We start from the raw sequence: 26,719 nt of genomic DNA, 5'->3' as shown, positions 1-26,719 counted from the left end.
TTTCATTATTAAACGTAAATAAAGAAAAATAAAAGCAAACAAAAAAGAAAACAAAAGAAAAAAACAATCGATTGCGCAAAAAAAGTATGTTTAGTGTAGATTCTTAAAAAAAATAGTGGCTTGTTTATTACAACAAGCCACTATTTTTTATTTTTAAGTTATATTACTTTTTGTTATTACTTTTATCTATATCAGCCATCATTTCTTTAGGATCAATTTGTACAGATTTTACATTTTTTGAAGTTTTAAATGTGTAGCTTGGATAAGCCCAAGCCCAGTCTTTTATAATGGTTGCTGAGGTTGGTTTTTCGCCACGCATCATTTGTAATGGAATATAAAAATCTTCGCTTGTACCATCGGTATAAGTAACGGTTAAATCTATAGGCATTGGCATGATGCCAATACGTTCTAGAGTTACAGTATTATCTTCAACGGTTTTTACTCCATAATCAATAGTATTTGTGGTTTGTGTCCAATCCATTAAATACCAATCTAATTCTAATCCAGAGATTTTTTCTGCGGTTCTAATAAAATCTATTGGTCTTGGATGTTTAAAAGCAAAGTCGTTGAAATATTGTTTTATGGTTTTTTCTTGATTATCCTTACCAATAACATAGGCTAATTGATTTAAAAATAAATAACCTTTATAATAAGCAGATATCGAATATGATTGATTATAGTTGTACCTATCTGAATGTGTTGATTGTGGCTGTTCTTTTCCAGATTTTGCTAAATAAGTATAAACATCATAAATACGTTTTGATAGGTTTGTAAAATCTTTATTATAAATTTGGCTTTCAGCAAGTGTGCAAATATATTCTGTAAAACCTTCATCCAACCATGAGTGTTTAGCTTCGTTATTTGCTAAAATAAATTGAAACCAAGAGTGTCCCATTTCGTGTGCCGTTACACCAAATAAACCTTCAAAAGTTCCTTCTCCTAAAATTAGTGTACACATGCCATATTCCATTCCTCCATCTCCACCTTGAATTACCGAATATTGTTTATATGGATACTGGCCAACATTATTGCTATAGAACTGCATTAATTCTACAGCTTTTGGTTGCAAGTTTTTCCAGTTTTTAAGCTTTTGATTTGGCATAGTACTTTTGTATAAAAAGTGAAGTAGTGGACCGTTTGGTACCTGCATGGTATCATGAATATAATCTGGATCGGCAGCCCACGTAAAATCATGCACATTTGGTGCTACAAAATGCCATGTAAGTTTATTGCCTTTTGGTTTTTTTACAATTCCAGTTTCGTAACCATATCCTATTTCGTTTGGGTTTTGAAGATAGCCAGTACCACCAACAACATAATCTTTATCAATAGTTAATTTTACATCAAAATTGCCCCAAACACCATGAAATTCTCGCCCTATATATGGGTCGGCATGCCAACCTTCAAAATCATATTCTGCTAGCTTTGGGTACCATTGTGCCATTGATAAGGCAATGCCTTCTTTATTATTTCTTCCTGAACGACGTATTTGTAAAGGAACTTGCGCATCAAAATCCATGTTAAAAGTGACGCTTTCTCCTGGTTGTATAGGTTTTGCTAAATCTACTTCTAAAACGGTGCCAATTGTTTCGTATTTTAAGGCTGTACCATTTTGATTTAATGCGTTTACTTTTATATATCCAATTTCATCAGGTTTAAGTTTACTAATGCGATTACCAACTCTTGAATCTGGATCTGCAATAGTAAGAGAACGGACATCCATTTCACTACCTGGTTGAAATGCGTTAATGTATAAATGGTAATATACGCGGTTTAATACATCGGGGGAATTATTGGTGTATACTAAAGTTTGTTTTCCTTTATATTGATACGTATTTACATTCATATCAATCTCCATTTTATAATCAACATGTTGTTGCCAATAAGTAGACGTTGCCTTAGCATGAGATGCCATTGGAGTCACAGGAGTTAAAGGAGTTGATGGTGTAGATATTATTTCTTTAGTACTATTACAAGAGGAGAAAACAAGTAAACCTAAAATAGAAATGAATAAATGTTTCATAGTATTTGAAATTTAAAAAGAGGCTTGAGAGCCTCTTTTTTATTATAAAATAAGTTTTTTAATTAGCTATTTTAGCTGCCATTATTAAAGCATTATAAGCATTAACCATTTTAGACGATTTTACTAAATCTCCAAACGGTTTTACATCATTTGTATCTCCACCAACAATTACTTTTGTATTAATAGCTAGACCAGAGTTTAGTATAATTTGTTTTACTTGAGCAGCACTTAATTTAGGGAAATATGAACGAATTAAAGCAGCAACACCTGCTACTGCTGGTGCAGCCATAGAAGTGCCTCCTTTTGTGTCGTATTCATTTTCTGGTGTTGTAGAATATACTTTTGCTCCTGGTGCAAAAACATCAACATTTACTTTACCATAATTTGAAAAACCAGCTATCATATTAGAGCCGTATTTAGGTTCTAAAGCACCTACCGTTATAAATGTATTTGAAACTTCTGGACCTACACCAACAGAGTCATTTGGGTATACATTTATAGTATCTATGTTTTCTCCTTCATTTCCGGCAGCATTAATAAAAAGCACATCATTTTCTCCTGCATAAGTAATAGCTTCTCGAACCCAATCGCTATGAGGAGAATAGTATTTACCAAAACTTCCGTTAATTACTTTTGCTCCATTATCAACAGCATATCTAATAGCAAAAGCAATGTCTTTATCATATTCATCACCATTTGGAACTGCTCTAATACTCATAATCTCAACATTGTTTGCAACACCATTTGCTCCTTTTCCATTATTGCGTTCTGCAGCAATAATACCAGCAACATGTGTTCCATGGCTTTCAGATTTCTTAATAGGTTTTATGTTTCCATTTCCGTAAAATTTGGTTGATATATCGTCTGGATTATCACCATTGACACGTCCTTTAAAGGTTTTGTTTAGGTTATAATTTAAACGGTCATTTATACTTTCTAAACCTTTTTCTATTTCTTTTTTCGCATCACTTAAAGAATCCATATCATTGCTGTACATATATTTAGCAACTTGGATGGCTTGAGTAAGTGCTTCATCATCTGTTTTAATAGCATTTACTTCTGCTTTTGTATAATCTGATTTACCTAAATGTTTTGTAAGAACATCATCGGCACTTTTAATTTGCTGAAAAATTTGTTCATAATTAGTTTTATAACCAGTGTATTTTTGGTATTCTTTATCGTATTCTGCTTGAGCTCTAGAATATTCAGGGTTACTAGTATCTCCAGAAGCAAGAATGCGTACAAATTCTAATTGTTCGTTATAGCCATCACCTAAAAAATTCCAACCGTGTATATCATCAATATAACCGTTATTATCATCATCTTTTCCGTTGTTAGCAATTTCTTTTTTATTAGTCCATATAACATCATTTAAATCTTCATGATCGATATCAATTCCAGTATCAATTACGGCAACAATAACTTTTTTTCCCTTTCTATTTTTAATGATATCTGTATAAGCTTTATCAACACTCATTCCAGGAATAGTATCTTTTATTAAATCTAAGTGTCCCCAAGTATGTTTTTCATTTTCGGTTAATTCGGTTACTTTTAATGGTGACGTGTCTATGTTTTCAACAGGTGTTGATAGAATATCAGCCGTACCACCACAGCCATAAAATAAAGCAGTAGCAAGTACTGAAATTGATAAAAATTTAATTGTTTTCATTTATTAATATTTGAGTTAGTCTATTTTTTTAATTAAATATTTCTTGAGTTGAAAAGGTTTTTTTTAATCTGACCCCTTTTTCAGTTTTAGTCACTGTAATAATTTCGTTATGAGCATCATGTTCTAAAAACAAATAATAGTTATTATCTGCTGCCATATTCAGGAATTTTTCTTTTTCGCTAAGCGTTAATAATGGTCTGGTGTCGTATCCCATGATAAAAGGAAGCGGTAAATGTCCAACTGTTGGTAGTAAATCTGCCATAAAACAAATGGTTTTTCCATTGTAATGTATCATAGGAATCATTTGTTTTTCGGTATGTCCATCGGCAAAAAAGATATCGAAATCTAGTTCAGATTTTTTTTGCAAATCATCTTTAGGTAAAGATGTAAATTTTAACTGACCGCTTTCTTCCATAGGTAGAATGTTTTCTTTTAAAAAAGATGCTTTTTCTCTTCTATTGGGTTGTGTTGCCCATTGCCAATGATCTTTATTACTCCAAAACGTAGCATTTTTAAAAGCGGATTCGTAACCTGTTTTATCTTTATTCCATTGAATACTTCCTCCGCAATGATCAAAATGTAAATGTGTTAGAAAAACGTCTGTAATATCATCACTATGAAACCCTTGTTTTTTTAAAGAACTATCTAAATTAAAATCACCCCAAGGAAAGTAATAATTAAAAAATTTATCTGATTGTTTATTACCCATACCATTATCAATTAATGTAAGCCTATTACCATCTTCAATAAGTAAGCACCTAGATGTTAAATTAATCATATTATTAGTATCTGCAGGGTTGGTGCGTTGCCATAAAGATTTTGGAACAACACCAAACATAGCACCGCCATCGAGCTTAAAGTTACCAGCATTTATTGGGTATAAATTCATATAATCGTAAAATTAATAAAACTATTGTTAATGGTTATAAATGTTAAGAATATATTAAGAATAAAACATAAAATTTGTTGCTTATTGAGGTTAAACCGTAATATTTATGTCTTAATTATTCGTTTTATGTTATAAATTGAAAGCGTTTTAAAAATTTAGTTTATTACTTCTTTTAAACGTTTTCCATAGTCGAATAGAGCTTTAATTTCTTTTATACTCGATAAGCGTTCTTTTCCGAAAATGAGTAATGCTTTTCCATTAGATTCTACGTGGTAATAGGGGTTACTCTCAAAAAAATGTGTAACATCATCATTAAAAAAATTACTAATCGCTTTTTCATTATCTCCTAATAAATGAAAACGATGAGAGAAATCGTCATGGTTTTTAATATTGATGTCTTTAAAGCCTGCAAAGGCAGATACCTTTTCTAAGAACCCTTCTTTATCTAATGTGAATTCTGGGATAATATGCTCTAAATTTATATGAAGCATGGTTTTTCTAATTACTTCTTTCGCTATAAATTCGCCTTCAGAAAATTCAATATCAAATAATTTGATGGCTTTGTCTTCATGTGAAAGTTTATTATAAATATGGTTGACGTGTTTTGTCTTGAAAAATAAAAAATTGTTTAAAAAATTGACTTCTTTTATTTTTTTAGAAGAGTAGTTGTAGTGATACCCTTTAGCCAAGTTTTCCATACTAGTTTGACGTCTTGTTAAATTGTTTTTTATAATTTTTGGTACCGGAAGCATGCGTCTTAAAGCAAAGGGGTGTTTAGAATCGGTATCATGCATATCTAAACCAATAACATCAAAATTACCACCACGTTTATTAAATAACTCTTGATAACTGTGCATATTTTCCATCACGGTATGATCTACAAATTCACATAGTGAAAAATCAACAATAACATCTTGGTCTTCTGGTACAGCATCTAATTGTTTTTTAAGTTTGTAATAATTTAAAAAGCTACAAAAGTGTTTTACACTTACGTATAAATTGTTTTGATCTTCTGCTTCTTTGTACATTAAAACATTAGGCTTCAATAGGTTTCTTAAAAATAAACCAACACTTTTATTGATTATTATATGAATAATTAAGGTTGTAACAACACCTGCAATTATACCCGTAATTAATCCTACTTTTAGAGTAATAATTAAGGTGGCAAAGAAAATAATAAGTTGCTCTTTTCCTATAGAAAATATTTTAGTGATAATTTTAGGAGATGCCAGCTTGTAGCCAGTGTATACTAATATAGCCATTAAAGCAGGTAATGGAATTCTAGTTAATTGAGTACTAAATAACACAATAAATAACACTAAAAATAAGGCGTGAAAAAAGTTTGCAGACCTATTGCTAGCACCATTGTTAACATTTACCGAGCTGCGTGCAATAACAGTTACAACATTTAAACCTCCTAAAAGACCACTACCAATGGTTGCTATTCCTAATGCTTTTAAATCTTTGTTAACATTAGAACGTCTTTTTTCAGGGTCTAATTTATCTACAGCTTTAATACTTAATAGAGACTCTATACTTGAAATAAGTGTAAGTGCTAATACACTACTCCAAAAAGATAGGTTCCAAATACCACTAAAATTTGGGCGAGGTATATCAGCTATGATGGTTTGAATGCTTGGAATACCAGAAATCATATATTCATTATCAATAGGGTTAGGTTCGTGTAAACCAAATTCAAAATAGTAACTAAACCCAATAGACAGAATAACAATCCACATAGGCGCAGGTATCAATTGTAAATATTTATTTCTAATTTTTGAGTAAAAAAGCATGATAGTTAAACTTAAAATACCTGCTAGAGCTGCATAAATTAAACCTTTGTTTTCGTAATGAATGGCATCATTAATTGTATAGGGAATTTCAAAAAGATAATCTATAGTATCGTTTCGTTTTATTTTATGAGCAAACATAATATGAAATTGTTTACCTAAAATAATAAGCCCGATAGCTGCTAACATCCCTTGAATTGCAGATGATGGAAAAAAATCGGCGAGCGTACCCATTCTGAAAAAGCCTAAACTGAGTAGTAATACTCCAGAGCACATAATAGCAACATAGGCACTTTCTATTCCTAACGTTGTTATGGCAACTAAAAGGACACCTACTAAACCATTTCCAGGACCAACAATAGTAACATGGCTGCCACCAAGTATAGATACTACGACACCTCCTACTACTGCAGCTATAATACCTGCTATTGGAGGTGCATCACTAGCCATGGCTAAACCTAAACCTAAAGGTAAGGCAATAAGACTAACCACAAAACCGGAAAATATGTTTTTAGGTAAGGTTTTAAAAAAGTCTTTTATGTTATTTTTTTTTGAACTCATTGCAAGATTAAAACATCAGTTGGTAGTTCGGTTAAAATATGTTCAATATCATGTGGAAATAAGCGATCCCAAAAAGTCATTTTTGAAGGCGCATTCATAACTAATAAATCGGCTCGAGAAATTTGAGCATAATGACCAATAGAGTAGCCCTTTTTACCAAATATGGGTTGAGATTTTATAATAATATCGTTAGTATATGTTTCAGGAATATGCTCTATAATTTCTTTAATTCTAGAGTTTTCTCTTAGTTTAATACGTTCTTTTATAATAGAGGCTCTTCTAAGAGATTTATCATCATCAACTTTAACAGCAACTTGCTCCTGATTAATTTCTTCTACAATTGTAATTTTTTTAGCTTTTAGTTGCTTTGCAACATAAAAAGAAGTTGTTATTGTTTGTTCTGTTTTTGGGTCTTTTAATCCATTAACCACAATATGTTCACAAGCAACACGATTTACAGAAGGTTTAATTAATAATAGAATAGAACATTTTGCTTGTCGTGTAATTTTTCTAGCAATAGAGCCTACATAATACTTTACAAATCGTTCGCGTTGAACGGCTCCAAGAACTAATAAATCAATGTTTTTTTCTTCAGAAACCGATAAAATGACATCAACAGGGTCTCCTTTTTTAAAAACAACTTCGTAATCTAATTTGTCTTTTTCAAAAGATTTAAGAATAACTTTTAGCATGTTTATTTTATCTTCAGAAGCACCTCCAACATGTATTAAAAATAATTTCGAATTAAAAAATACCGATAATCTGGCTGCCTCAAAAAGGTTTGCTTTTAAGTTGGGAGAATAAGCTATCCCAATTCCAATACTTTTAAAAGGTTTTAAAGTCACTCTTTAGCTATTAATTATTCCGTAAGTTCGTAAGATAGTATTTTTTTAAAAAAATAAATCATCTGTTTTTACTTAAATTAGTAATTTAAAAAGAAAATAAAATATGTTAGAATTAGCGGGGATAATTATTTTAGGAATATTGGCTCAATGGTTTGCATGGAAATTTAAAATTCCAGCTATTTTACCTTTAATTCTTATTGGTTTATTAGTAGGACCTATAGCTTCAGAATTTTTATCGGATGATGGTTCTAAATGGATAGAACCTATTTGGAATGGAGAAAAAGGCTTATTTCCTGGAGACGGCTTGTATTATTTTGTGTCTCTAGCTATAAGTATTATTCTTTTTGAAGGCGGTTTAACTTTAAAGCGTTCTGAAATTGAAAATGTTGGACCAGTTATAACAAAATTAATTACGCTTGGTTCTGCTATTACTTTTTTTGGAGCAGGTATTATTGCGTATCTTATTTTTGAGTTGAGTTGGGAGTTATCATTTTTGTTTTCTGGATTAATAATTGTTACAGGACCCACAGTAATTACACCTATTTTAAGAAATATTCCGCTTAAAAAAGATATATCAACCGTATTAAAATGGGAAGGTATTTTAATTGATCCAATTGGTGCCTTGGTTGCGGTATTGGTGTTTGAATTTATTAGTGTTGAAGGTGATAGTGGTTTTACAAAAACTGCTTTAATTGAGTTTGGTAAAATTATTTTATTCGGAACGACCTTTGGTTTTACTTTTGCACATGGTTTAGCTTTTGCTATAAATAAAAAATTGATTCCACATTATTTATTAAATGTAGTATCGCTTTCTACTGTATTGTTGGTTTTTGTTGAATCTGAAATTTTTGCTCATGAATCTGGGCTTTTAGCTGTTGTGGTTATGGGTATGGTTTTAGGAAACGGAAAATTAGAGAATATTAAAGAATTATTATATTTTAAAGAATCGTTGAGTGTTTTATTAATTTCTATTCTTTTTATTTTATTGGCAGCTAATATTAATATTGAAGACTTAATGCTTCTTTACACATGGAAAACAGCAGTGCTTTTTGCCATTGTTGTTTTTGTTATTAGGCCTCTAGCTGTTTTTTTAAGTACCTCAGGCTCTAATTTAAATGCTAATGAAAAGCTTTTTATTAGTTGGGTAGGACCTCGTGGTATTGTAGCAGCAGGAATTGCTTCATTATTTGGAAGTAAACTTCTTAAACAAGGTGTTGAAGGTGCAGAATATATTACACCTTTAGTTTTTATGATTGTTTTAGGAACCGTTTTACTTAATGCTACTACAGCGCGTTTATTTGCAAAAATGGTAGGTGTTTTTCTTGAAAAATCTGAAGGTATTTTAATTGTTGGAGCTTCTCAAGTTTCAAGAATAATTGGAAAATATTTAGAAGATAATGACAGACATGTTGTTTTGATTGATAGTAATCAAACCAATATTAAATTGGCAAAAAAACTAGGTTTAGAGGCAATTAATACAAATATTTATTCTGAGAATTTAGAAGATAATGTAGAATTAAATGATGTAGGTTTTTTAATGGCTTTAACAGGAAGTAAAGATATTAATCAATTTGCTATTAATAAATTTAGCAAACAATTTGGAGAAAATGGTGCTTTTAGACTAATAAGTGTAGATGAAATGACTAGCACTGACACGATTCCAAAAGAGGGTTTATTTTCTCAAACAGACGATTATGAAACACTTTTTAAAGTAGCTAAGAAGTTTCCTAAAATAAATGAAATAGAAATTAAAGATCGTTCGCATTTTGAAGAGCTTATTGAAATAACAAATGAGGATGAAAATATTATTCCTTTATTGGTTAAAGATAAGCGTGGTGTTTTTGAAATTATATCATCACAAAATAAGGCTATTGAAAAAATCGAGAAGGGATATAAATTAATATATTTAGGAAAACTTATTAAATAAAAAAGCTTCTAGATAATACTAGAAGCTCTTTTTTTAAACTCAGTAATAACTTTTATCCTTTTATCTGAAGGTTTGTAAATTCTTTATTCACTATAAGTGAATTGTCTTTAAATTGAACATCTTTCAAATCAACATATTCGTTATCTACTTTAATAGATTTTACTTTAAATGGCAATCCAAATAAGTTAATCTTAAAAGTACTGTAAGAGGTCATGTATTTTCCTCTTTTATGAATTCTTATAATTAATTTATCATCTGTTCCTGCTAAATTAAATTTCTTTAAACTATAGCGCCCTTTTGTGTAATCGTAACCATCATCAGCATCTTCAAATAACTCAGAATCTTCTTTACCGTTTTTGTAATAAACATCTAAGTTTAATTCTTCTATTACTTTTTCACCAACATATTGTTGTATTGGGTATTTAGGAATAATTGCACCGGCTTTAACAAAAATTGGCATGCTATCAATATCAGCATCAACCCAAGTTTCTTTTCCTCCAGAAATTAATTCTTTTGTCCAGAAATTATACCATTCACCTCTAGGAATATACATGCGTCTTCCTTTGGCGTTTGGTTCGTTTATTGGGCAAATTAATATTTGATTACCACAAATAAATTCGTCTGTTCTATAATGTGTTTGTGTATCCTCTTGGTCGAATAATACTAACGACTTTAGCATAGGTACATTATCATGCGAATACTGGTAGAAAGAGGTATATAAATATGGTAATAACTCATACCTAATTTCAATAAATTTTCTAACTACATCTGTAATCTCTTCATCGAAAGCCCAAGGTTCTTGATCGCCATGGTCTCCAGAAGAGTGTGTTCTACAAAATGGGTGAAAAGCCCCTAGTTGTATCCAACGTGCGTATAATTCTCCGTTAGGTTGTTCAGCAAAACCACCAATATCAGATCCTGCAAAAGAGAATCCAGATAATGCTAATCGTTGTGCTTGTATGTTTGCTATTTGTAAGTGTTCCCAAGTAGCAACATTATCTCCCATCCAAGTTGATGTATAACGTTGTGTTCCAGAGTAAGCCGAACGTGTAATTACAAATGGTCTTTTAGGGTAGTTAAATCGTTTTAAACCATGGTAGGTAGCACGTGCCATTTGCATACCATAAATGTTGTGTGCTTTATTGTGGCTACAAGGGTTTCCATCGTAATCGTGACGTACATCAGACGGGAATGTTTTTCCTGGAACGTCCATTACAGCTGGTTCGTTCATATCATTCCATACACCTTTTACGCCTATATCTTCTATAAGTTCTTTAAACAAGCCAGCCCACCATTCTCTTACTTCTGGTCTTGTAAAATCTGGGAAATAACATTCTCCAGGCCAAACTTTACCTTTCATGTAAGGGCCGTCTGCACGTTTACAGAAATAATCCTTATCTAGTCCTTCTTTAAAAACACTGTATTCGTTATCTATTTTAATACCTGGATCAATAATTACAACGGTTTTAAAACCATCGTCGGCTAATTCTTTTACCATCCTTTTAGGATCTGGGAAATAATCTTTACTCCAAGTAAAACAACGGAAACCTTCCATATAATCGATATCTAAATAAATAGCATCACACGGAATTTGTAATTCTCTAAATTTGGCTGTAATTTCTTTTACATTAGATTCTGGATAGTAACTCCATTTACATTGGTGGTATCCTAGAGCCCATAATGGCGGCAATTCTGGTGTTCCTGTTAAATCTGTATAACTTGTTACTACATCTTGCATTTTAGGGCCGTAAAAGAAGTAATAATTCATTTCACCTCCTTGCGCCCAAAAACTAGTAACATTTCTTCTTTCATGGCAAAAGTCAAAATACGTTCTAAAGGTATTATCAAAGAAAATACCATAAGATTTTCCGTTATGTAAACCTGTATAAAATGGTATGGCTTTATAAATAGGATCGGTGTCTTTTCCGAAAGCATATGAATCTGTTGCCCAATTTTCAAAACGACGTCCTTTTAGGTTTATATGTTGGGGTTTATCACCTAAGCCATAATAACTTTCTCCATTTTGTGCAGCTTTACTCATTTTAACAATATCGCCACCTAATTCGTAACTTTCTTCCCAGTGAAAACCTAATTCATCTTCACAAATAACCGAATTGTCTTTAGCATCATAAATAGATTTTCTTAAATCAGATTTATGGATGTGGCAAATAAGTTTTGAAGTGGTAATAATGTATTTTTCATTATCATCAGAAATCTCTAAATGATTATACCCTCTACTAGCATCTTCATCAATGGCATAAGAGAAATCATTATCAAATTTTCCTACAGTGGTGTATCTAAATCTAAGAACACTGTCTCTTAAAACTGTAAGTTGAAGAATAACGTTATTGGCTGAGGTAAAGTGTAGAACATCTACATCTTTTGAATATCCTGTTATGGTAGTAGGAAACTGGTTTCCTTTATATTCTAATTCTGTATTTAATATCATAATTTGGACAATTATTTAATTGCCCAAATTACTAAATATTATAAGTTTAAAAAGCGTTTTTTTGCTAAAAAAACATTAATTTATTTGTTAATACACAAATTATCAGAGTGATAATTGTAAATGTATCAAGATTTGAATTGAAACACTATAATGGCTAGTGGTGCTAATGTAATTTCAGCGGAATAATCTTTACCATTCCAAGGTGTCTTTTTTATAGTTATTGCTTTTTTGTTAGAAACGCCACTACCACCAAAAGCTTCAGAATCACTATTAAATAACTCTGAAATTTTACCGTTAATAGGCACGCCTATTCTATATTTTTTTCTAATATCTGGTGTTAAATTACAAACGATTATCACATCATTTTTTTCAATTTTACCTTTTCTTATGTACGAAATAACGCAGTTCTCATGGTCGTCATAACTTATCCATTCAAAGCCTTCTCCAGAAAATCCTTTTTCATATAAAGCAGGTGTTGTTTTGTAGAGTAAGTTTAATGCTTTAAAATAGTTTTGAAAGTTTTTGTGTGGTTCAAATTCTAATAAATTCCAGTCTAAACTTCCTTGAAAATCCCATTCGTTATACTGTCCAAATTCACCACCCATAAACAATAATTTGGTACCTGGATGCGTAAACATATAACCGTATAACAAGCGAAGGTTCGCAAAACGTTGCCACTCATCTCCAGGCATTCTGCCTAAAATAGAATTTTTGCCGTAAACGACTTCGTCATGTGAAAGTGGTAGCATAAAATTTTCAGTAAAAGCATAAGCTAAACTAAAGGTGATATCGTTTTGATGGTATTTTCTATAAATAGGATCTTTTGCAAAATATTCTAAAGTATCGTGCATCCAGCCCATCATCCATTTCATACCAAAACCTAAACCGCCTAAAAATACAGGTTTTGAAACACCTGGAAATGCGGTAGATTCTTCGGCAATGGTTTGTGTGTCTGGAAAGGAAGCATAAATTTCTTGATTTAATTCTTTAAGAAACTCAATAGCTGCCAAGTTTTCTCTGCCTCCATAAATATTAGGTTCCCATTCGCCATCTTCTCTAGAATAATCTAAAAACAACATGGAAGCTACAGCATCAACGCGTAAGGCGTCTGCATGATATTGCTCCATCCAGAAAGCTGCATTACTTATTAAAAACGATTTTACTTCGTTTCTTTCGTAGTTAAAAATTAAGCTTTTCCAATCTTGGTGATAACCTTTTCTTTTATCTGGGTGTTCGTATAAACATGAGCCATCAAAAAAGCCTAAACCGTGTGCATCTTCAGGAAAATGAGATGGTACCCAATCTAAAATAATACCAATATCATTTTGATGAAGTTTATCTACTAAATATTTAAATTCTTCTGGATAGCCAAAACGTGATGATGGCGCAAAATAACCTGTTAGTTGATAGCCCCATGATGGGTCGTATGGATACTCCATAATAGGCATAAGTTCTACATGTGTAAAATTCATGTCTTTTACATAAGTAACTAACTCATCAGCTAATTCAAAATAAGATAAAAATCGGTTTTCTTCAATTTGTTTTTTCCAAGAACCTAAATGGACTTCATATACCGAATAAGGAGCGTCTAACGCATTATGGCTTTTACGTTTTTTCATCCAGTTGGTATCTTTCCATTTGTAACTATCGTCCCAAATTATGGATGCTGTTTTTGGAGGATGCTCACAACGTCTTGCGTATGGATCTGCCTTTTCGGTTTTTATACCGTTGTTATGACTTTCAATTTTATATTTATAAATATTGCCTTTACCAACTAGCGGAATAAAGCCTTCCCAAATACCACTACTATCCCAACGAACATTTAATTGATGCTCGCTTTCTGTCCAGAAATTAAAGTCGCCAATTACCGAAACTTGTTTGGCACTGGGTGCCCAAACTGCAAAATAAGTACCTTCTATACCATCTACAGTTGTAATATGAGATCCGAATTTTTCGTAAAGCCTATAGTGTTTCCCTGCTTTAAAAAGGTTGATGTCGAAGTCTGTAAATAGACTATAAACTTTTACTTGTGCCATATATTATATTACAAATCCGTTAGGAATAGTCGCCCCATTTTTAATTACTACAATACCTTCTTTAATAGCGTAGGTGTCTGTTTCTGTGTCTTCTAAATGAGGACCTCCGTTTATTCTTACATCATCACCAATACGACAGTTTTTATCGAGAATAGCGTTTTTAATAAAGCAACGTTCGCCTATTCCCATTAATACTTTTATTTGTTTGTCTTCTATTTCTTTTAGTGTTTCGTAATAGTCGCTACCCATCATATAGGTTTTTATGACTGTAGATTCGTCTCCAATTCTAGAACGAATACCGATAACAGATTTTTCTATTTTGGCGGCGCTAATAATACATCCATCTGCAATAACAGCTTTGTCTAAAGTTGTTCCTGCTACTTTTGTAGTTGGTAGCATTCTGGCGTGTGTATAAATACGTTTTGCTTTGTCGTATAAATCAAACTGAGGAATATCGTCTGTTAATCCAATATTAGCTTCAAAAAAGGAATCTATATTACCAATATCTGTCCAATACCCTTCATATTGAAAACTTAATGTTTTGTGTTTATCAATAGATTGTGGAATGATTTCTTTACCAAAATCGATGGTAGATTCATCGTTCATTAAACTTACTAAAAGGTCTCTATTAAATATATAAATACCCATTGAGGCTAAATAATTTCGACCTTGACCTTTCATTTCGTCACTAACTTCTGAGGTCCAATCTGGTAATAAACTGGCGTCAGGTTTTTCAATAAAAGATGTTACTACACTCTCGTCATTTGCTTTTAAAATACCAAAAGAAGTGGCATCTTTTGCATTAACAGGAATTGTTGCAATTGAAATTTCAGCATTACTTGCTTCGTGGGCAGCAATCATTTTATCATAATCCATTTGATAAAGTTGATCTCCAGAAAGTATTAATGCATATTCAAAATCGTGTCTTAAAAAGTGATGCATGCTTTGTCTTACAGCATCTGCTGTTCCTTGAAACCATCCTTTATTATGTGGCGTTTGTTCAGCTGCAAGTACATCAACAAAAGCACTACTAAAAAAACTAAAATGATAGGTGTCTTTAATATGGCGGTTTAAAGAAGCAGAATTAAATTGTGTTAAAACAAACATACGCTTAATGTCTGCATTAATACAATTTGATATGGGAATATCAACCAATCTATATTTACCTGCAATGGGTACTGCAGGTTTAGATCTTTGTTCTGTTAATGGATGTAGCCTCGAACCTTGTCCTCCACCTAAAATAATGGATAAAACCTTGTTATTAATCATATTCAGTCAGTTTTTATAGTGTTATATAAATGTATGTACTCTTTAGCAGAAACATCCCATGAATGGTCTATTTCCATGATATTGTTTCTTATCGTTTTGTATTTTGATTGATCATTATAAAGGATTACTCCTCTGTCAATAGCTTTTGTAATTTCTTCAACTGTTACGTTTTCATGACAAATACCAAAACCATTTTCTTCTGTAATATCAATAACGGTATCTTTTAAACCACCAATACTTCTTACAATAGGAATGGTTCCGTATCGTAAAGCGTACATTTGATTTAAACCACAAGGTTCTACACGAGAAGGCATTAGTAAAAAATCTGCCCCTGCATATATGATATGAGAAAGCTTTTCGTCATATCCTATATAGGCATTGTATGTACCAATATAATCTTTTTTTAATAATTCTAATTGCTTTTCAACTAAATCATTACCAGAGCCTAATAATAATATGGTGGCGTTATTTTTTTCTAGTGCAATATTAAAAGCTTCAGGAAATAAATCAGATCCTTTTTCATCTACTAAACGACCAATAAATGCAAAAAGGGGTTTTGTAAAATCTAATTTAAAAGTATCGCACAAGTATTTTTTGTTTGCTTCGGCTCCAACTTTTACTGTTTTAGAATTATAATTTTTAATGATGTATTGATCTGTTTCTGGGTTCCAAACCTTCCAATCAATACCATTTAATATACCTATACATTTTTCACTTTCGGCACTTAATAAATCTTCTAAACCGTTTGCTGCTCCTTTTAATTCTTCCATATAGCTAGGCGAAACGGTGGTAACACTCCAAGCACATTTAATTGCTGAAGCTAAAGGGTTAATTGAGCCTCCCCAGTCTAATAAACCTACTTTTTCAAAATTAAAAGGAGGAATTAAACCTACTTTTTCATGTGAAAACCAACCTTGATATTGTGCATTATGTATGGTTAATATATTAGGAATCTTTCTAAAAGCTTCATACTTATAGCTTTCTTGAAGCATAAACGGAATTAAACCAGTATGATGGTCATGGCAATGAATAATATCAGGGTAATTATCCCAAGTTAATAACCAATCTAAAGCTGCAATTTGGAACGATAAAAACCGTTCGGTATCATCCATTGAATAAACATAATCTTTAAAAAGTAATTCAGGAACATCAATAAAAAACACATCAAAATCTAAAGTGTTTTCTGTTAAAGTTAAAACACGAAAATCAAAAGGTTCTACACCTAAATTTAATACACCATTATATATGGTATGAAAATTATTTTCTTTAGTAAACTTATTGTCGTAAAAAGGCATGATAACCTGAGAGGATGTATTAGAGCCTTTTTGATATTTAGGTAATGCTCCAACAACATCTGCAAGCCCACCAACTTTTGCAACCGGATAGCATTCTGCGCTTATATGTATAATATTCATTTGTAATATTTACGAATTTTATAAACTTACAAAATAAATAGAAACCATTTTTGCAGAATTTTATTTTTAAAGAAAAAATTGTAGAATTGGAATTAATCAAAATTATCAATAACGAAAATGAAAAAAAGTTAAAAAATAATGCTAATCATTCAATCAAAAATTGGAACAAAATGCAAAGTTAAGCTTTAGTCTTTTTGTTAATTGATTAAAGAATTAACAAAATTTCTAATCATCTAATCATCTAATTATATAAAAAATAAATACTTTATAATAGATTTCAATTTTGCCAACATGATAAATACTTTTTTTATCATTTTTCTGTTTTATCAAACAATTTATGTATTCTATAAATTTTACTTTTAAGAATTTTAATTGAATTTTCTTTCAAGATAAAAGTAAAATGAATATATATTTGTCTTTACAGTATTTATTATATGTATAAAAATTACTTCGTTATAGTATTCCTTACTTTTTTTTGTTTAAAAACAAGCGGGCAAACCAAAACCTTTAAAAAGCAATTAGATAGTATACAAGTATTAAGACAATTATCTAAAAACACAGATTTCGATTTAGAAACGAGAATACAATATGCTAAAAAAGCAAGTGAGTTATCTTATAAAACAGAAGTAGATTCTGTTATTTTAAATTCGACTTCATATTTAACTTTGGTTTATTCATGGAATAAAAAGTATTCTAGAGTATCCATAAACATAGGTTTAGAGAATTTAAAATTAGCGAATAAGCATAATGATTCTTTAAACATAGCATATATAAACTCGGATTTAGGATATGCATACCATAATTTAGAAAAAAAAGATAGTGCTTATTATTATTATTACAATTCATTAAAAATGTTTGAAAATTTTCAATCTTTGAATATTAATAAGAATTTAATAAATCAATCTAGAATACTTTCAAATATTTCTAATTTACAGCTAGATGAACGTGATTATATAGGAGCTCAAGCCAATGTAATAAAAGCAATAAATTTATTGTTAAAAATCCCTAAAACAGAAAAGAGTCAACAAATTTTATGGGGTTTGTATAATAATTTAGCTTTAAATTTAGATGAGCTTAAAGAATATGAAAAAGCTTTAGAGTATTTCTATAAAGCCCTAGATGTTACTGATAAAATGGAAAGTAATTATCAATCGCATTTGCATACTAAAATTAATATTGCGGAACTATATAAAGAAATTAAAAACTACAACAAGTCAATTAAAATTTATAACCAACTCCTGAAAGATGAGACAATTGAAGAAAAAGCCCCAATTTCTTATGGAGTAATATTAAACAATATGGCTTATACCATGTTTTTGGAAAAAGATAAGGATTATAACAAAATAGACTCTTTATTTATCAAAGCCTATAATATTTTCTGTGATTTAGATTTGTTTTATGAAATCTCTTCAAGCGGAAATGACATAGCAGAGTTTTACTATGGGACGAATCAAAAAGACAAAGCATTATTTTATTCTAAAAGATCCTATGAATATGGAAAAAAGGCAAAAGATTATATAGAAGTATTAAGAGCATTAAAAATGCTTTCAAAGCTTTATGAAGGTAATAAGGGAAAAGCATATTTATACGAACATATAAAACTTAACGATAGTTTAATTGATGCCGAACGCGCTAATAGAAATAAATATGCTAGAATACAATTTGAGACCGACCAATATATAAAAGAAACAAAGCGTTTAAGCACTCAAAATATATTAATATTGGTTATTGCAGGCATTGTTATATTAAGTTTGTGTTTACTATATTTTATTAACTTACAAAGAGATAAAAATAAAACGCTTCTTTTTGAAAAAGAACAACAACAAGCCAGTCAAGAAATTTACGGGTTAATGCTTAAGCAACAAGCCAAATTAGAAGAGGCTAGATTACAAGAACGCAATAGAATTTCAGAAGATTTACATGACGGTATTTTACCAAGGTTATTTGGTACCAGAATGGGAATGGGTTTTTTAGAATTAAAAGGAGACGAAAGTACTTTAAAACAATATAATGCGTTTATAGATGAGCTGCAAAAAATAGAAAAAGAAGTAAGGGAAGTATCTCATGAGTTAAAAATAGATAATATTGGTTTAGAAACTAATTTTGAGTCTATTATAGAAGTGTATATTAAAACTCAAAGCGTAGCAGGAAATTTTAAATATAAAATTGTAAATGAAGATGAAGTAAAATTCGAATTATTTAATGAATTCTTAAGGGTTGAAATTTATCGAATACTTCAAGAAGCTATACAAAATATAGTAAAGCATGCAAAAGCTAAGAGTATTTCAGTTTCTTTTACTTTTAAAGAAGGAGTCTTAAGTATTAAAATAATAGATGATGGTATTGGATTTGATACAGAAAAAATGCATAAAGGAATAGGCTTGAAAAATATAGCTTCAAGGCTTCTTAAATTAGATGGAAAGCTTAAAATAAAATCGTTACTAAATAATAAAGGAACAGAAATTGATATAGAGATACCTGTAAAAAAAGATTTTTAAGTATGACTGAATTAATAAATGTTTTAATTATAGAGGACCACCCGTTAATTGTTAGTGCTTATGAAAATGCACTTAAACTTATAAGTAAAAAGAATAGCAGGTTAGAATTTGAAATTGATGTTGCAACAAATTGCGATATTGCCTATAAAAAAATTAAGGAAGCATCAAATACTAAAAAAGCATATTTTATTTTTCTAGATATTAAGTTGCCGCCATCTAAAAACGGAAAAATAATTTCAGGCGAAGATTTAGGTGTTAAAATAAAAATGCTTTTACCAAATGCTAAAATAATAGTTGCCACGACGTACAATGATAATTATAGAATTAATTCAATTTTTAAAAGTATTAATCCAGATGGACTATTAATAAAAAATGATTTGTGCCCTAAAGAGCTTGTTAATGCTATAGAAAGTGTTATAGGAAACACACCCTATTATAGTAAATCTGTAGTTCAATTAATGAGAAAGCAAGTGTCTAATGACTTAGTAATAGATGAATTGGACAGAAAAATACTTTACGAATTATCTAGAGGAACAAAAATGAATGAATTACCAGAGATAGTTACGCTTTCAATTTCTGCCATAGAAAAAAGAAAACGTACACTAAAAGAGCTTTTTAATTTAGATAAAAAAGATGATAGAGGATTAATAAAAATAGCCGAGGAAAAAGGGTTTATTTAGTCTTTAAAAACGAGAAAAATCAATTCCTTAAAAACCTTACTTATTTTGAGGTGAAACCTTTTTTTTTATACTGCTAGCTTCTCTACATTTGAAATGCTATTAGTAAATTATCAACAAGAATTTATTTCTTAAGGATAATCTTAAGAAACGGCATGATATTTTTATCATGCCGTTTTTATTTTCAAAAAATTAATTTAATCATTTAACTTTAAAACAGCCATAAACGCTTGCTGTGGTATTTCTACATTACCAACTTGACGCATACGTTTTTTACCTTTTTTCTGTTTTTCAAGTAATTTACGCTTACGCGAAATATCACCACCGTAACACTTAGCAGTTACATCTTTACGAAGTGCTTTAATAGTTTCACGAGAAATAATTTTGGCACCAATAGCTGCTTGAATAGGAATATCGAATTGCTGACGTGGAATTAATTCTCTTAATTTTTCACACATTTTTCTACCAATGCTTTGTGCATTATCGGCATGTATTAATGCAGAAAGCGCATCAACAGGTAGTGCATTTAATAATATATCTAAGCGCACAAGTTTTGATACTTTCATACCAATTGGATGGTAATCAAAAGATGCGTATCCTTTTGAAACTGTTTTTAAACGATCATAAAAATCGAAAACAATTTCGGCTAAAGGCATTTCAAAAGTTAACTCAACACGCTCTGTGGTTAAATAGGTCTGATTTAATACAAGACCTCTTTTTTCAATACAAAGCGACATCACATTACCAACAAAATCGGCTTTTGTAATAATGGTAGCTTTTATATAAGGCTCTTCAACACGGTTAACGGTTGAAGGATCTGGTAAATCTGACGGGTTATTTACAATAAAAGCCTCATCTGGGTTTTTATTGGTAAAGGCATGGTAGGATACATTGGGAACCGTTGTAATCACCGTCATATCAAATTCACGTTCTAAACGTTCTTGAATAATTTCCATGTGCAGCATCCCTAAGAATCCACAACGGAAACCAAAACCTAAAGCTGCCGAACTTTCTGGAGCAAAAACTAACGACGCATCGTTTAGTTGTAATTTTTCCATAGAGTTGCGAAGTTCTTCATAATCTTCGGTATCAACAGGGTAAATACCAGCAAATACCATAGGTTTTACATCTTCAAAACCTTCAACAATATTGGTTGTTGGGTTGTCAAAATCTGTTATTGTATCACCAACTTTTACTTCTTTAGCTGTTTTAATACCCGTAATTAAATAACCAACATCACCTGTTTTTACAGATTTTTTTACAACTTGATTTAGTTTTAATGTACCAACTTCATCGGCATAATATTCTTTATCTGTAGCAACGAATTTTATTTTTTGACCTTTTTTAATTTCACCATTAAAGACTCTAAAATAGGTTTCAATACCTCTAAAGGTATTGTAAACAGAGTCAAAAATTAAAGCTTGTAATGGTGCATCAGGATCTCCTTTAGGAGCTGGAACACGATCGATTATAGCAGTTAAAATATTTTCGACTCCAAAACCTGTTTTTCCACTAGCGTGAATAACTTCATCAGGATCGCAACCTAATAGATCAACAATATCATCGGTTACTTCTTCTGGGTTGGCACTTGGTAAATCTACTTTATTAAGTACCGGAATAATTTCCAAGTCGTTTTCTAAAGCTAAATATAAATTAGAAATAGTTTGTGCTTGTATGCTTTGTGCAGCATCTACAATAAGTAAAGCACCTTCACAAGCAGCAATAGATCGAGAAACCTCATAAGAGAAATCTACGTGACCCGGTGTGTCTATTAAGTTTAGAATATATTTTTCACCATTATGCTCATAATCCATTTGTATGGCGTGCGATTTTATGGTAATACCACGTTCACGCTCTAAATCCATACTATCTAATAGTTGGGCCTGTTGCTCCCTAGCGGTTACCGATCCTGTAAAATCCAACAAACGGTCGGCAAGTGTACTCTTACCGTGATCTATATGTGCAATGATGCAAAAATTTCTAATATTCTTCATAGTCAACAATCTTCGTAAAAAAAAGATGCTGCAAATATAGATGTTTTTTAAATGAGCGTGAAACATTGCATAGATGTAATTTATACATGCTATTTGCAATTCTTTTATTGTAAGTATTTTTTATAATATAAAATATAAGTTATTTATAGTCAAAAAAATGTAAGATAATTACACTTGTTTTAGTAATTAAAAGTGTAATTTACACGTTTAAAATTTGTTGTAAAAAAACAAACTCAAATTAAAAATGCAAAGATCTAGACTAAGCTTAGGCGGAAATCAGTTATTAGGTTGTTTAATAATTTTCATTTCAATCTGTTTTAAAACCTACTCTCAAGTAAAAGTTACAGTACCAGATATTGAAAAAACATATTTACACACAGATCGAAATTATTATAACATAGGTGAGTCATTATGGTATAAAGTTTATTCGGTTTACGCTTATAATAATTTGCTTTTTAATAATAGTAATGTTTTATACGTAGAGCTAATTTCTCCCGATTCAAAAATAATTGCAAGAAATAAAATAAATATAGAACAAGGTTTAGGACATGGCGATTTTAAATTAACAGATTCAACTGGAGTTAAAAAAGCAGGTATTTATCAATTAAGAGCTTATACTAATTGGAATCGGAATTTTGATAACGATTTTGTTTTTAAAAAGGAAATTGAAATTATGGATGCTTTTAAAGCGCATTCAGATAACTTAAAAAAACCTACAAAAAGTATTTTAAACGAAAATTCATCTATAGAAGAACGGAATACTATTAAGATTGATTTTTTCCCAGAAGGTGGATCACTTTTACAAAATGTTGCAAATTTAGTCGCTTTTAAAGCGGTAGATGTAAACGGTAAACCAATAAAGGTTACAGGCGAAGTTTTTGATAATGAAGATAATTTAGTTTCACTATTTTTAAGTACTCATGATGGCATGGGTAAGTTTCAATTTATACCCATTTCTGGGAAGCAATATTACGCAAAAATTAAAACGGTTAACGGACAAGAATTAAAACAAGAATTACCAAAGGCAGATACGGAAGGCTATTTGTTAAGCTGTAAAACTGTTAAAGGGAGAACCTTTGTAGTTATTAAAACAAATCAAGAAACGTTTATAAAAAAAACAAACGAGGAATTAACGGTTAATTTTAAAACGCGTGGCATCTCCTATTTAAAAATAAACCCAGTATTAACTAAATTAATACTTTCTTTCGAGTTGCCAAAAGCTGATATTCCTGAAGGTATTTGTCAAATAACATTATATGATAGTAGTTCTAAACCACAAAGTGAAAGGTTAGTATACATTGAAAAAGAACACGATTTGAATGTTAAAGTTACCACAGATAAGATTACTTATAAACCAAATGAAAAAGTAGTATTAAATATTTCTTCAAAGTCGAAAGCTGGAGATGTTAAATCGGCAAGTTATTCTTTAAGTGTAACCGATTTGAATGGTGTCACAGATGAAAAAACATTGAATACAAATATTAGTTCTTATTTTTTAATGGAGTCGGATATAAGAGGCAAGGTGCATAATCCAGGATATTATTTCAATTCTAATAATCCTAAAAGATTAGAGCACTTAGACGCGCTACTCTTAACCCAAGGATGGCGTAATTTTTTATGGAAAACAACTCGTAAATTAAAAGATAGTATTCCTTTTAAGGTAGAAAATGGTATTAATATAACAGGAAGAGTTGAGCAGCTTTTTGGAGAGAAACCTAAACCCAATATGAATGTATCTTTAGCTTTAATGAATAAAACAGGAATGAATGTTTTTAGTGATATTACCGATTCATTAGGGAACTTTAAGTTTGAAAAATTAATGCTGTCAGGAAAAACAAATATGTTTTTAAACTCAAGAAATGAAAAAGGAAAGAACAAAGGCGAAATTGTTTTAAACCCAATTGGGCAAAAACCAATACCTGTATATTTTAAAGATTTAACTGGTAGTTTTATTGAAACAACAAACAAAAATAGCATAGTAGAACATGTGTATAGAAAGCATATAAATTTTGGTGTAGCTCCTGAAAATATTTTAGATGAAGTTGAAATTATTGGAAAAAAGAAAAAGCAAACTATTAGTCTGCATGGAATTCCAGATTTAAGTTATGTGGTTGATGAAAATACCCCTGTAGTAAATGATGTTCTTGAACTTGTTCAACTCACTATTTCGGGAGTAATAATTGAACGAGGAGATGTTAATGGAGATTATCTTCGATTTATGAGATATGATAAGGACAAGCCAGCACTTATTTTAATTAATGATTTTCCAATATATGACATTTCAGAGTTAGATTTTATTCAACCCGATAATGTGGAAAAAATTGAAGCTATTAGAGGAGCTACTGCTGCCATATATGGAACAGAAGGAGCTAATGGCGTTATTGCTATTTACACCAAAAAACTTTCTGGAAACCAAGCTTCAAAAGAAGACTTTCATACCATAAAAAAAGAAATAGAAGGGTTTTATGAAGCACGTGTTTTTTACACACCAGATTTAAATAAACCGTCTACAGACATGTATAATAAAGAAGCTATAAGAAACACCATTTATTGGAACCCTTATGTACATCCAGATGCTAATGGAAATGTAAGTACAACATATTACAATAGTTCTGTAGAAACCAAAGTGAAAGTAACCTTAGAAGGAATCACAGCTACCGGTATTCCTGTGGTTAAGCATATGTATTATACAATTGAAGAATAAGAAGATATTTTTTAAAGCGTAACTTAATTTCAAATAATGCAGTTCGTCAGAAAAGTATTTTATCTCACACCCTTATCAAGTTTATTTGTGGTATAAATATTTAAATTTACTTTGATGAAAAAATTATGCTACGCTTTATTGTTTCTATTAATTGCCATCAAGAGTTATGCTCAAGAAACTGAAAAATTACCAAAAGTTCCTTGGGAGGATATTGTTGAAATAAACAATAATAGACATATGCAGATGTCAAAATGGGAAAATGACATTAAAGTCAAATTAGAAGGTAATTACACAGCAATAGACTCTCTAAGAGTTGCGGAAATTTTAGCCAAATTAAATGCGGTAACAGAAAGTATTAGTATTGGGTTTTCAAAAAATGAAAAATCTAATTTTAAGCTTGTTTTTTCAGACTCTCTTTTTTTTGAAAAGGGGTACACTTATAAAAAAAACCAAAAGTTCGTATTTACAAAGGGATTTGAAGGATACAAAGAAGTTGAGTTATATATTTACAATAATCAAGAATACAACTATGCTCTAGAATCAAGAATAGCAAAAACTTTAGTTGATGGCTATTTTATATATAGAACTGCAAGAAAAAAAAGACTTAGTATTTTTAACCCTCAAAAAGATCTTAATAACACTTTAAAACCACTTAATACTAAAGACATTGTTATAATAAAAGAAGTTTATAAACCAGATTTCAAAAAAAAACTTAAAATTGCTGAAAAACAATTTAAATATGTATTAGATAATATTTATGCAGAAAGAGTAAAATCAAGAGATCGTGATTTATGGTGGGTTAAAAACCCTATAGCTCTTATGTTTTTACCAGTTTTATTTTTATCATTATTCTTTATATTTCTTATTAGTAAAATTAAAAAATCAATACATGTAAAAATTAAAAGAGATTGGCTAAGGTTTGGAGTAATTGCTCCTGTAAGTTTATTTTTTATGAGCATTGTTGTCATACTTAGTGTGTCTTTTTATGATTTCTTAACAATACCTGATGATTATGACAAAGCACCAATAATAAGGTTAGATACAATTTTATCAACAACATTATCATTATATTTAGTTTTATTTCCACTTCTTTATTTGTTTCGTTTTATAGAACTAAAAATTCAAAAAACATTAAAAAGTATATTTACAAAAACAGCCTTAATTTTTTTATCAACAGGTTTTTTACCGTTTATATGTATAGTGTTGCTATTTGTTATAGTAATGAGTCATAAAGGAAGCTCTGTTAATATTCAAAGTGATTATTTAACATTATCTAAAATATTTTTATTTTTAATGGCAATCGCTTCTATAAGAGCATTAATAAGCTTTTTCATTTTTAAAGAACGAAATTTAATTATCGAGAACGAAACGAAACTTTCCAATTTACGAGAGCTAAAAACTAAAGCCGAATTAAAATCGTTACAATCTCAAATAAACCCACATTTTTTATACAATGCTTTAAATTCTATAGCGAGTTTAGCGCATACCAATGCCGATAAAACAGAAAAAATGGCACTTTCGTTATCAGATTTGTTTAAATACACCATCAACCGAAAAGGAAAAGAAACAAGTACTGTAAACGATGAATTAGAAATGGTACGTAGTTATTTAGAAATTGAACAAACTCGTTTTGGAGATCGTTTAGAATTTGTTATCAATGCAAAATACGATGTTTTAAATGAAGAAATACCCATGTATATTTTACAACCTTTGGTAGAAAATGCAGTAAAACACGGCATTTCTAAAATTGAAGATAAAGGTATTATAGAATTAAATATTTTAAAAACAGAAAAAGGTATTGAAATTGAAGTAATAGATAACGGTCCCAATTTCCCTGAAGGATTGGTTAGCGGTCATGGTTTGCAAACAGTGTACGATTTATTGCGCTTAAGTTATGGAGCTAAAGCCGAATTAAAATGGCAAAACACACCGCAGAAAAGTATTGGTATTTCAATTGATAAAACAGCCTAAAA

At 30.4% G+C, this 26,719-nt stretch carries 15 protein-coding genes; 5 read left to right on the top strand and 10 right to left on the bottom strand.

Features of this window, described 5'->3' with window-relative positions; translation table 11 throughout:
- Positions 1-163: 163 nt before the first annotated feature.
- The 5 genes from ACH5TW_RS09530 to ACH5TW_RS09510 form a co-directional block, all read right to left on the bottom strand.
- Positions 164-2,023, bottom strand: coding sequence for a M1 family metallopeptidase (locus tag ACH5TW_RS09530; RefSeq protein ID WP_439336267.1), 1,860 nt, complete (start codon positions 2,021-2,023; stop codon positions 164-166).
- 58 nt (positions 2,024-2,081) lie between these two features.
- Positions 2,082-3,692: a S8 family serine peptidase gene (locus tag ACH5TW_RS09525; protein ID WP_439336266.1), complete on the bottom strand. Its 1,611-nt coding sequence runs from the start codon at positions 3,690-3,692 to the stop codon at positions 2,082-2,084.
- A 28-nt stretch (positions 3,693-3,720) separates the two neighbouring features.
- The gene (locus tag ACH5TW_RS09520) at positions 3,721-4,581 is read right to left on the bottom strand and encodes an MBL fold metallo-hydrolase (protein ID WP_439336265.1); all 861 of its coding nucleotides are present in this window, start codon (positions 4,579-4,581) and stop codon (positions 3,721-3,723) included.
- A 155-nt stretch (positions 4,582-4,736) separates the two neighbouring features.
- Entirely contained in the window at positions 4,737-6,932 is a 2,196-nt protein-coding gene (locus ACH5TW_RS09515; RefSeq protein ID WP_439336264.1) for a SulP family inorganic anion transporter, read from the bottom strand.
- The gene (locus ACH5TW_RS09510; protein ID WP_439336263.1) at positions 6,929-7,777 is read right to left on the bottom strand and encodes a universal stress protein; all 849 of its coding nucleotides are present in this window, start codon (positions 7,775-7,777) and stop codon (positions 6,929-6,931) included. The genes ACH5TW_RS09515 and ACH5TW_RS09510 overlap by 4 nt, the downstream gene beginning before the upstream one ends.
- A gap of 103 nt (positions 7,778-7,880) precedes the next feature.
- Between ACH5TW_RS09510 and ACH5TW_RS09505 the strand changes: the two genes are divergently transcribed.
- Positions 7,881-9,704 carry a cation:proton antiporter gene (locus tag ACH5TW_RS09505; protein ID WP_439336262.1) on the top strand — a complete coding sequence of 608 codons (1,824 nt, stop codon included), beginning with the start codon at positions 7,881-7,883 and terminating at the stop codon, positions 9,702-9,704.
- A 52-nt stretch (positions 9,705-9,756) separates the two neighbouring features.
- Here ACH5TW_RS09505 and ACH5TW_RS09500 read toward each other — a convergent pair whose 3' ends face one another.
- The 4 genes from ACH5TW_RS09500 to ACH5TW_RS09485 form a co-directional block, all read right to left on the bottom strand.
- Entirely contained in the window at positions 9,757-12,153 is a 2,397-nt protein-coding gene (locus tag ACH5TW_RS09500; protein ID WP_439336261.1) for a glycoside hydrolase family 31 protein, read from the bottom strand.
- Between the two features lie 125 nt (positions 12,154-12,278).
- Positions 12,279-14,189 (bottom strand): 1,4-alpha-glucan branching protein GlgB, encoded by a 1,911-nt coding sequence (gene glgB / locus ACH5TW_RS09495; RefSeq protein WP_439336260.1) that lies wholly within the window; start codon positions 14,187-14,189, stop codon positions 12,279-12,281.
- Positions 14,190-14,192: 3 nt separating this feature from the next.
- Complete coding sequence (locus ACH5TW_RS09490) at positions 14,193-15,458, bottom strand: glucose-1-phosphate adenylyltransferase (protein WP_439336259.1); 1,266 nt, start codon at positions 15,456-15,458, stop codon at positions 14,193-14,195.
- A 2-nt stretch (positions 15,459-15,460) separates the two neighbouring features.
- On the bottom strand, positions 15,461-16,873 hold the full coding sequence (locus ACH5TW_RS09485; protein WP_439336258.1) for a glycogen synthase: 1,413 nt from the start codon (positions 16,871-16,873) through the stop codon (positions 15,461-15,463).
- A gap of 434 nt (positions 16,874-17,307) precedes the next feature.
- Between ACH5TW_RS09485 and ACH5TW_RS09480 the strand changes: the two genes are divergently transcribed.
- Positions 17,308-19,371 carry a tetratricopeptide repeat-containing sensor histidine kinase gene (locus tag ACH5TW_RS09480; RefSeq protein WP_439336257.1) on the top strand — a complete coding sequence of 688 codons (2,064 nt, stop codon included), beginning with the start codon at positions 17,308-17,310 and terminating at the stop codon, positions 19,369-19,371.
- 2 nt (positions 19,372-19,373) lie between these two features.
- On the top strand, positions 19,374-20,051 hold the full coding sequence (locus ACH5TW_RS09475) for a response regulator (protein WP_439336256.1): 678 nt from the start codon (positions 19,374-19,376) through the stop codon (positions 20,049-20,051).
- 194 nt (positions 20,052-20,245) lie between these two features.
- On the opposite strand, the gene lepA is transcribed toward ACH5TW_RS09475, so the two are convergent.
- The gene (lepA, locus tag ACH5TW_RS09470; RefSeq protein WP_439336255.1) at positions 20,246-22,042 is read right to left on the bottom strand and encodes a translation elongation factor 4; all 1,797 of its coding nucleotides are present in this window, start codon (positions 22,040-22,042) and stop codon (positions 20,246-20,248) included.
- A gap of 244 nt (positions 22,043-22,286) precedes the next feature.
- On the opposite strand from lepA, the gene ACH5TW_RS09465 reads away from it, so the two are divergent.
- Together ACH5TW_RS09465 and ACH5TW_RS09460 are read left to right on the top strand one after the other, a co-directional pair.
- Entirely contained in the window at positions 22,287-24,746 is a 2,460-nt protein-coding gene (locus ACH5TW_RS09465) for a TonB-dependent receptor (protein WP_439336254.1), read from the top strand.
- A gap of 114 nt (positions 24,747-24,860) precedes the next feature.
- Entirely contained in the window at positions 24,861-26,717 is a 1,857-nt protein-coding gene (locus tag ACH5TW_RS09460; RefSeq protein WP_439336253.1) for a sensor histidine kinase, read from the top strand.
- Positions 26,718-26,719 lie beyond the last annotated feature (2 nt).

This window comes from Thalassobellus sediminis (assembly GCF_044386045.1).
Lineage (GTDB): Bacteria > Bacteroidota > Bacteroidia > Flavobacteriales > Flavobacteriaceae > Thalassobellus > Thalassobellus sediminis.
Note: the sequence above shows the minus strand (reverse complement) of the source record. Positions and strands in the feature narration are given on the sequence as shown.

Bases quoted from the DNA above. Each gene is read 5' to 3' on its own strand.
- ACH5TW_RS09530 (WP_439336267.1), bottom strand. From the start codon at position 2,023: ATGAAACATTTATTCATTTCTATTTTAGGTTTACTTGTTTTCTCCTCT.
- ACH5TW_RS09525 (WP_439336266.1), bottom strand. From the start codon at position 3,692: ATGAAAACAATTAAATTTTTATCAATTTCAGTACTTGCTACTGCTTTA.
- ACH5TW_RS09520 (WP_439336265.1), bottom strand. From the start codon at position 4,581: ATGAATTTATACCCAATAAATGCTGGTAACTTTAAGCTCGATGGCGGT.
- ACH5TW_RS09515 (WP_439336264.1), bottom strand. From the start codon at position 6,932: ATGAGTTCAAAAAAAAATAACATAAAAGACTTTTTTAAAACCTTACCT.
- ACH5TW_RS09505 (WP_439336262.1), top strand. From the start codon at position 7,881: ATGTTAGAATTAGCGGGGATAATTATTTTAGGAATATTGGCTCAATGG.
- ACH5TW_RS09500 (WP_439336261.1), bottom strand. From the start codon at position 12,153: ATGATATTAAATACAGAATTAGAATATAAAGGAAACCAGTTTCCTACT.
- glgB (WP_439336260.1), bottom strand. From the start codon at position 14,189: ATGGCACAAGTAAAAGTTTATAGTCTATTTACAGACTTCGACATCAAC.
- ACH5TW_RS09490 (WP_439336259.1), bottom strand. From the start codon at position 15,458: ATGATTAATAACAAGGTTTTATCCATTATTTTAGGTGGAGGACAAGGT.
- ACH5TW_RS09485 (WP_439336258.1), bottom strand. From the start codon at position 16,873: ATGAATATTATACATATAAGCGCAGAATGCTATCCGGTTGCAAAAGTT.
- ACH5TW_RS09480 (WP_439336257.1), top strand. From the start codon at position 17,308: ATGTATAAAAATTACTTCGTTATAGTATTCCTTACTTTTTTTTGTTTA.
- ACH5TW_RS09475 (WP_439336256.1), top strand. From the start codon at position 19,374: ATGACTGAATTAATAAATGTTTTAATTATAGAGGACCACCCGTTAATT.
- lepA (WP_439336255.1), bottom strand. From the start codon at position 22,042: ATGAAGAATATTAGAAATTTTTGCATCATTGCACATATAGATCACGGT.
- ACH5TW_RS09465 (WP_439336254.1), top strand. From the start codon at position 22,287: ATGCAAAGATCTAGACTAAGCTTAGGCGGAAATCAGTTATTAGGTTGT.
- ACH5TW_RS09460 (WP_439336253.1), top strand. From the start codon at position 24,861: ATGAAAAAATTATGCTACGCTTTATTGTTTCTATTAATTGCCATCAAG.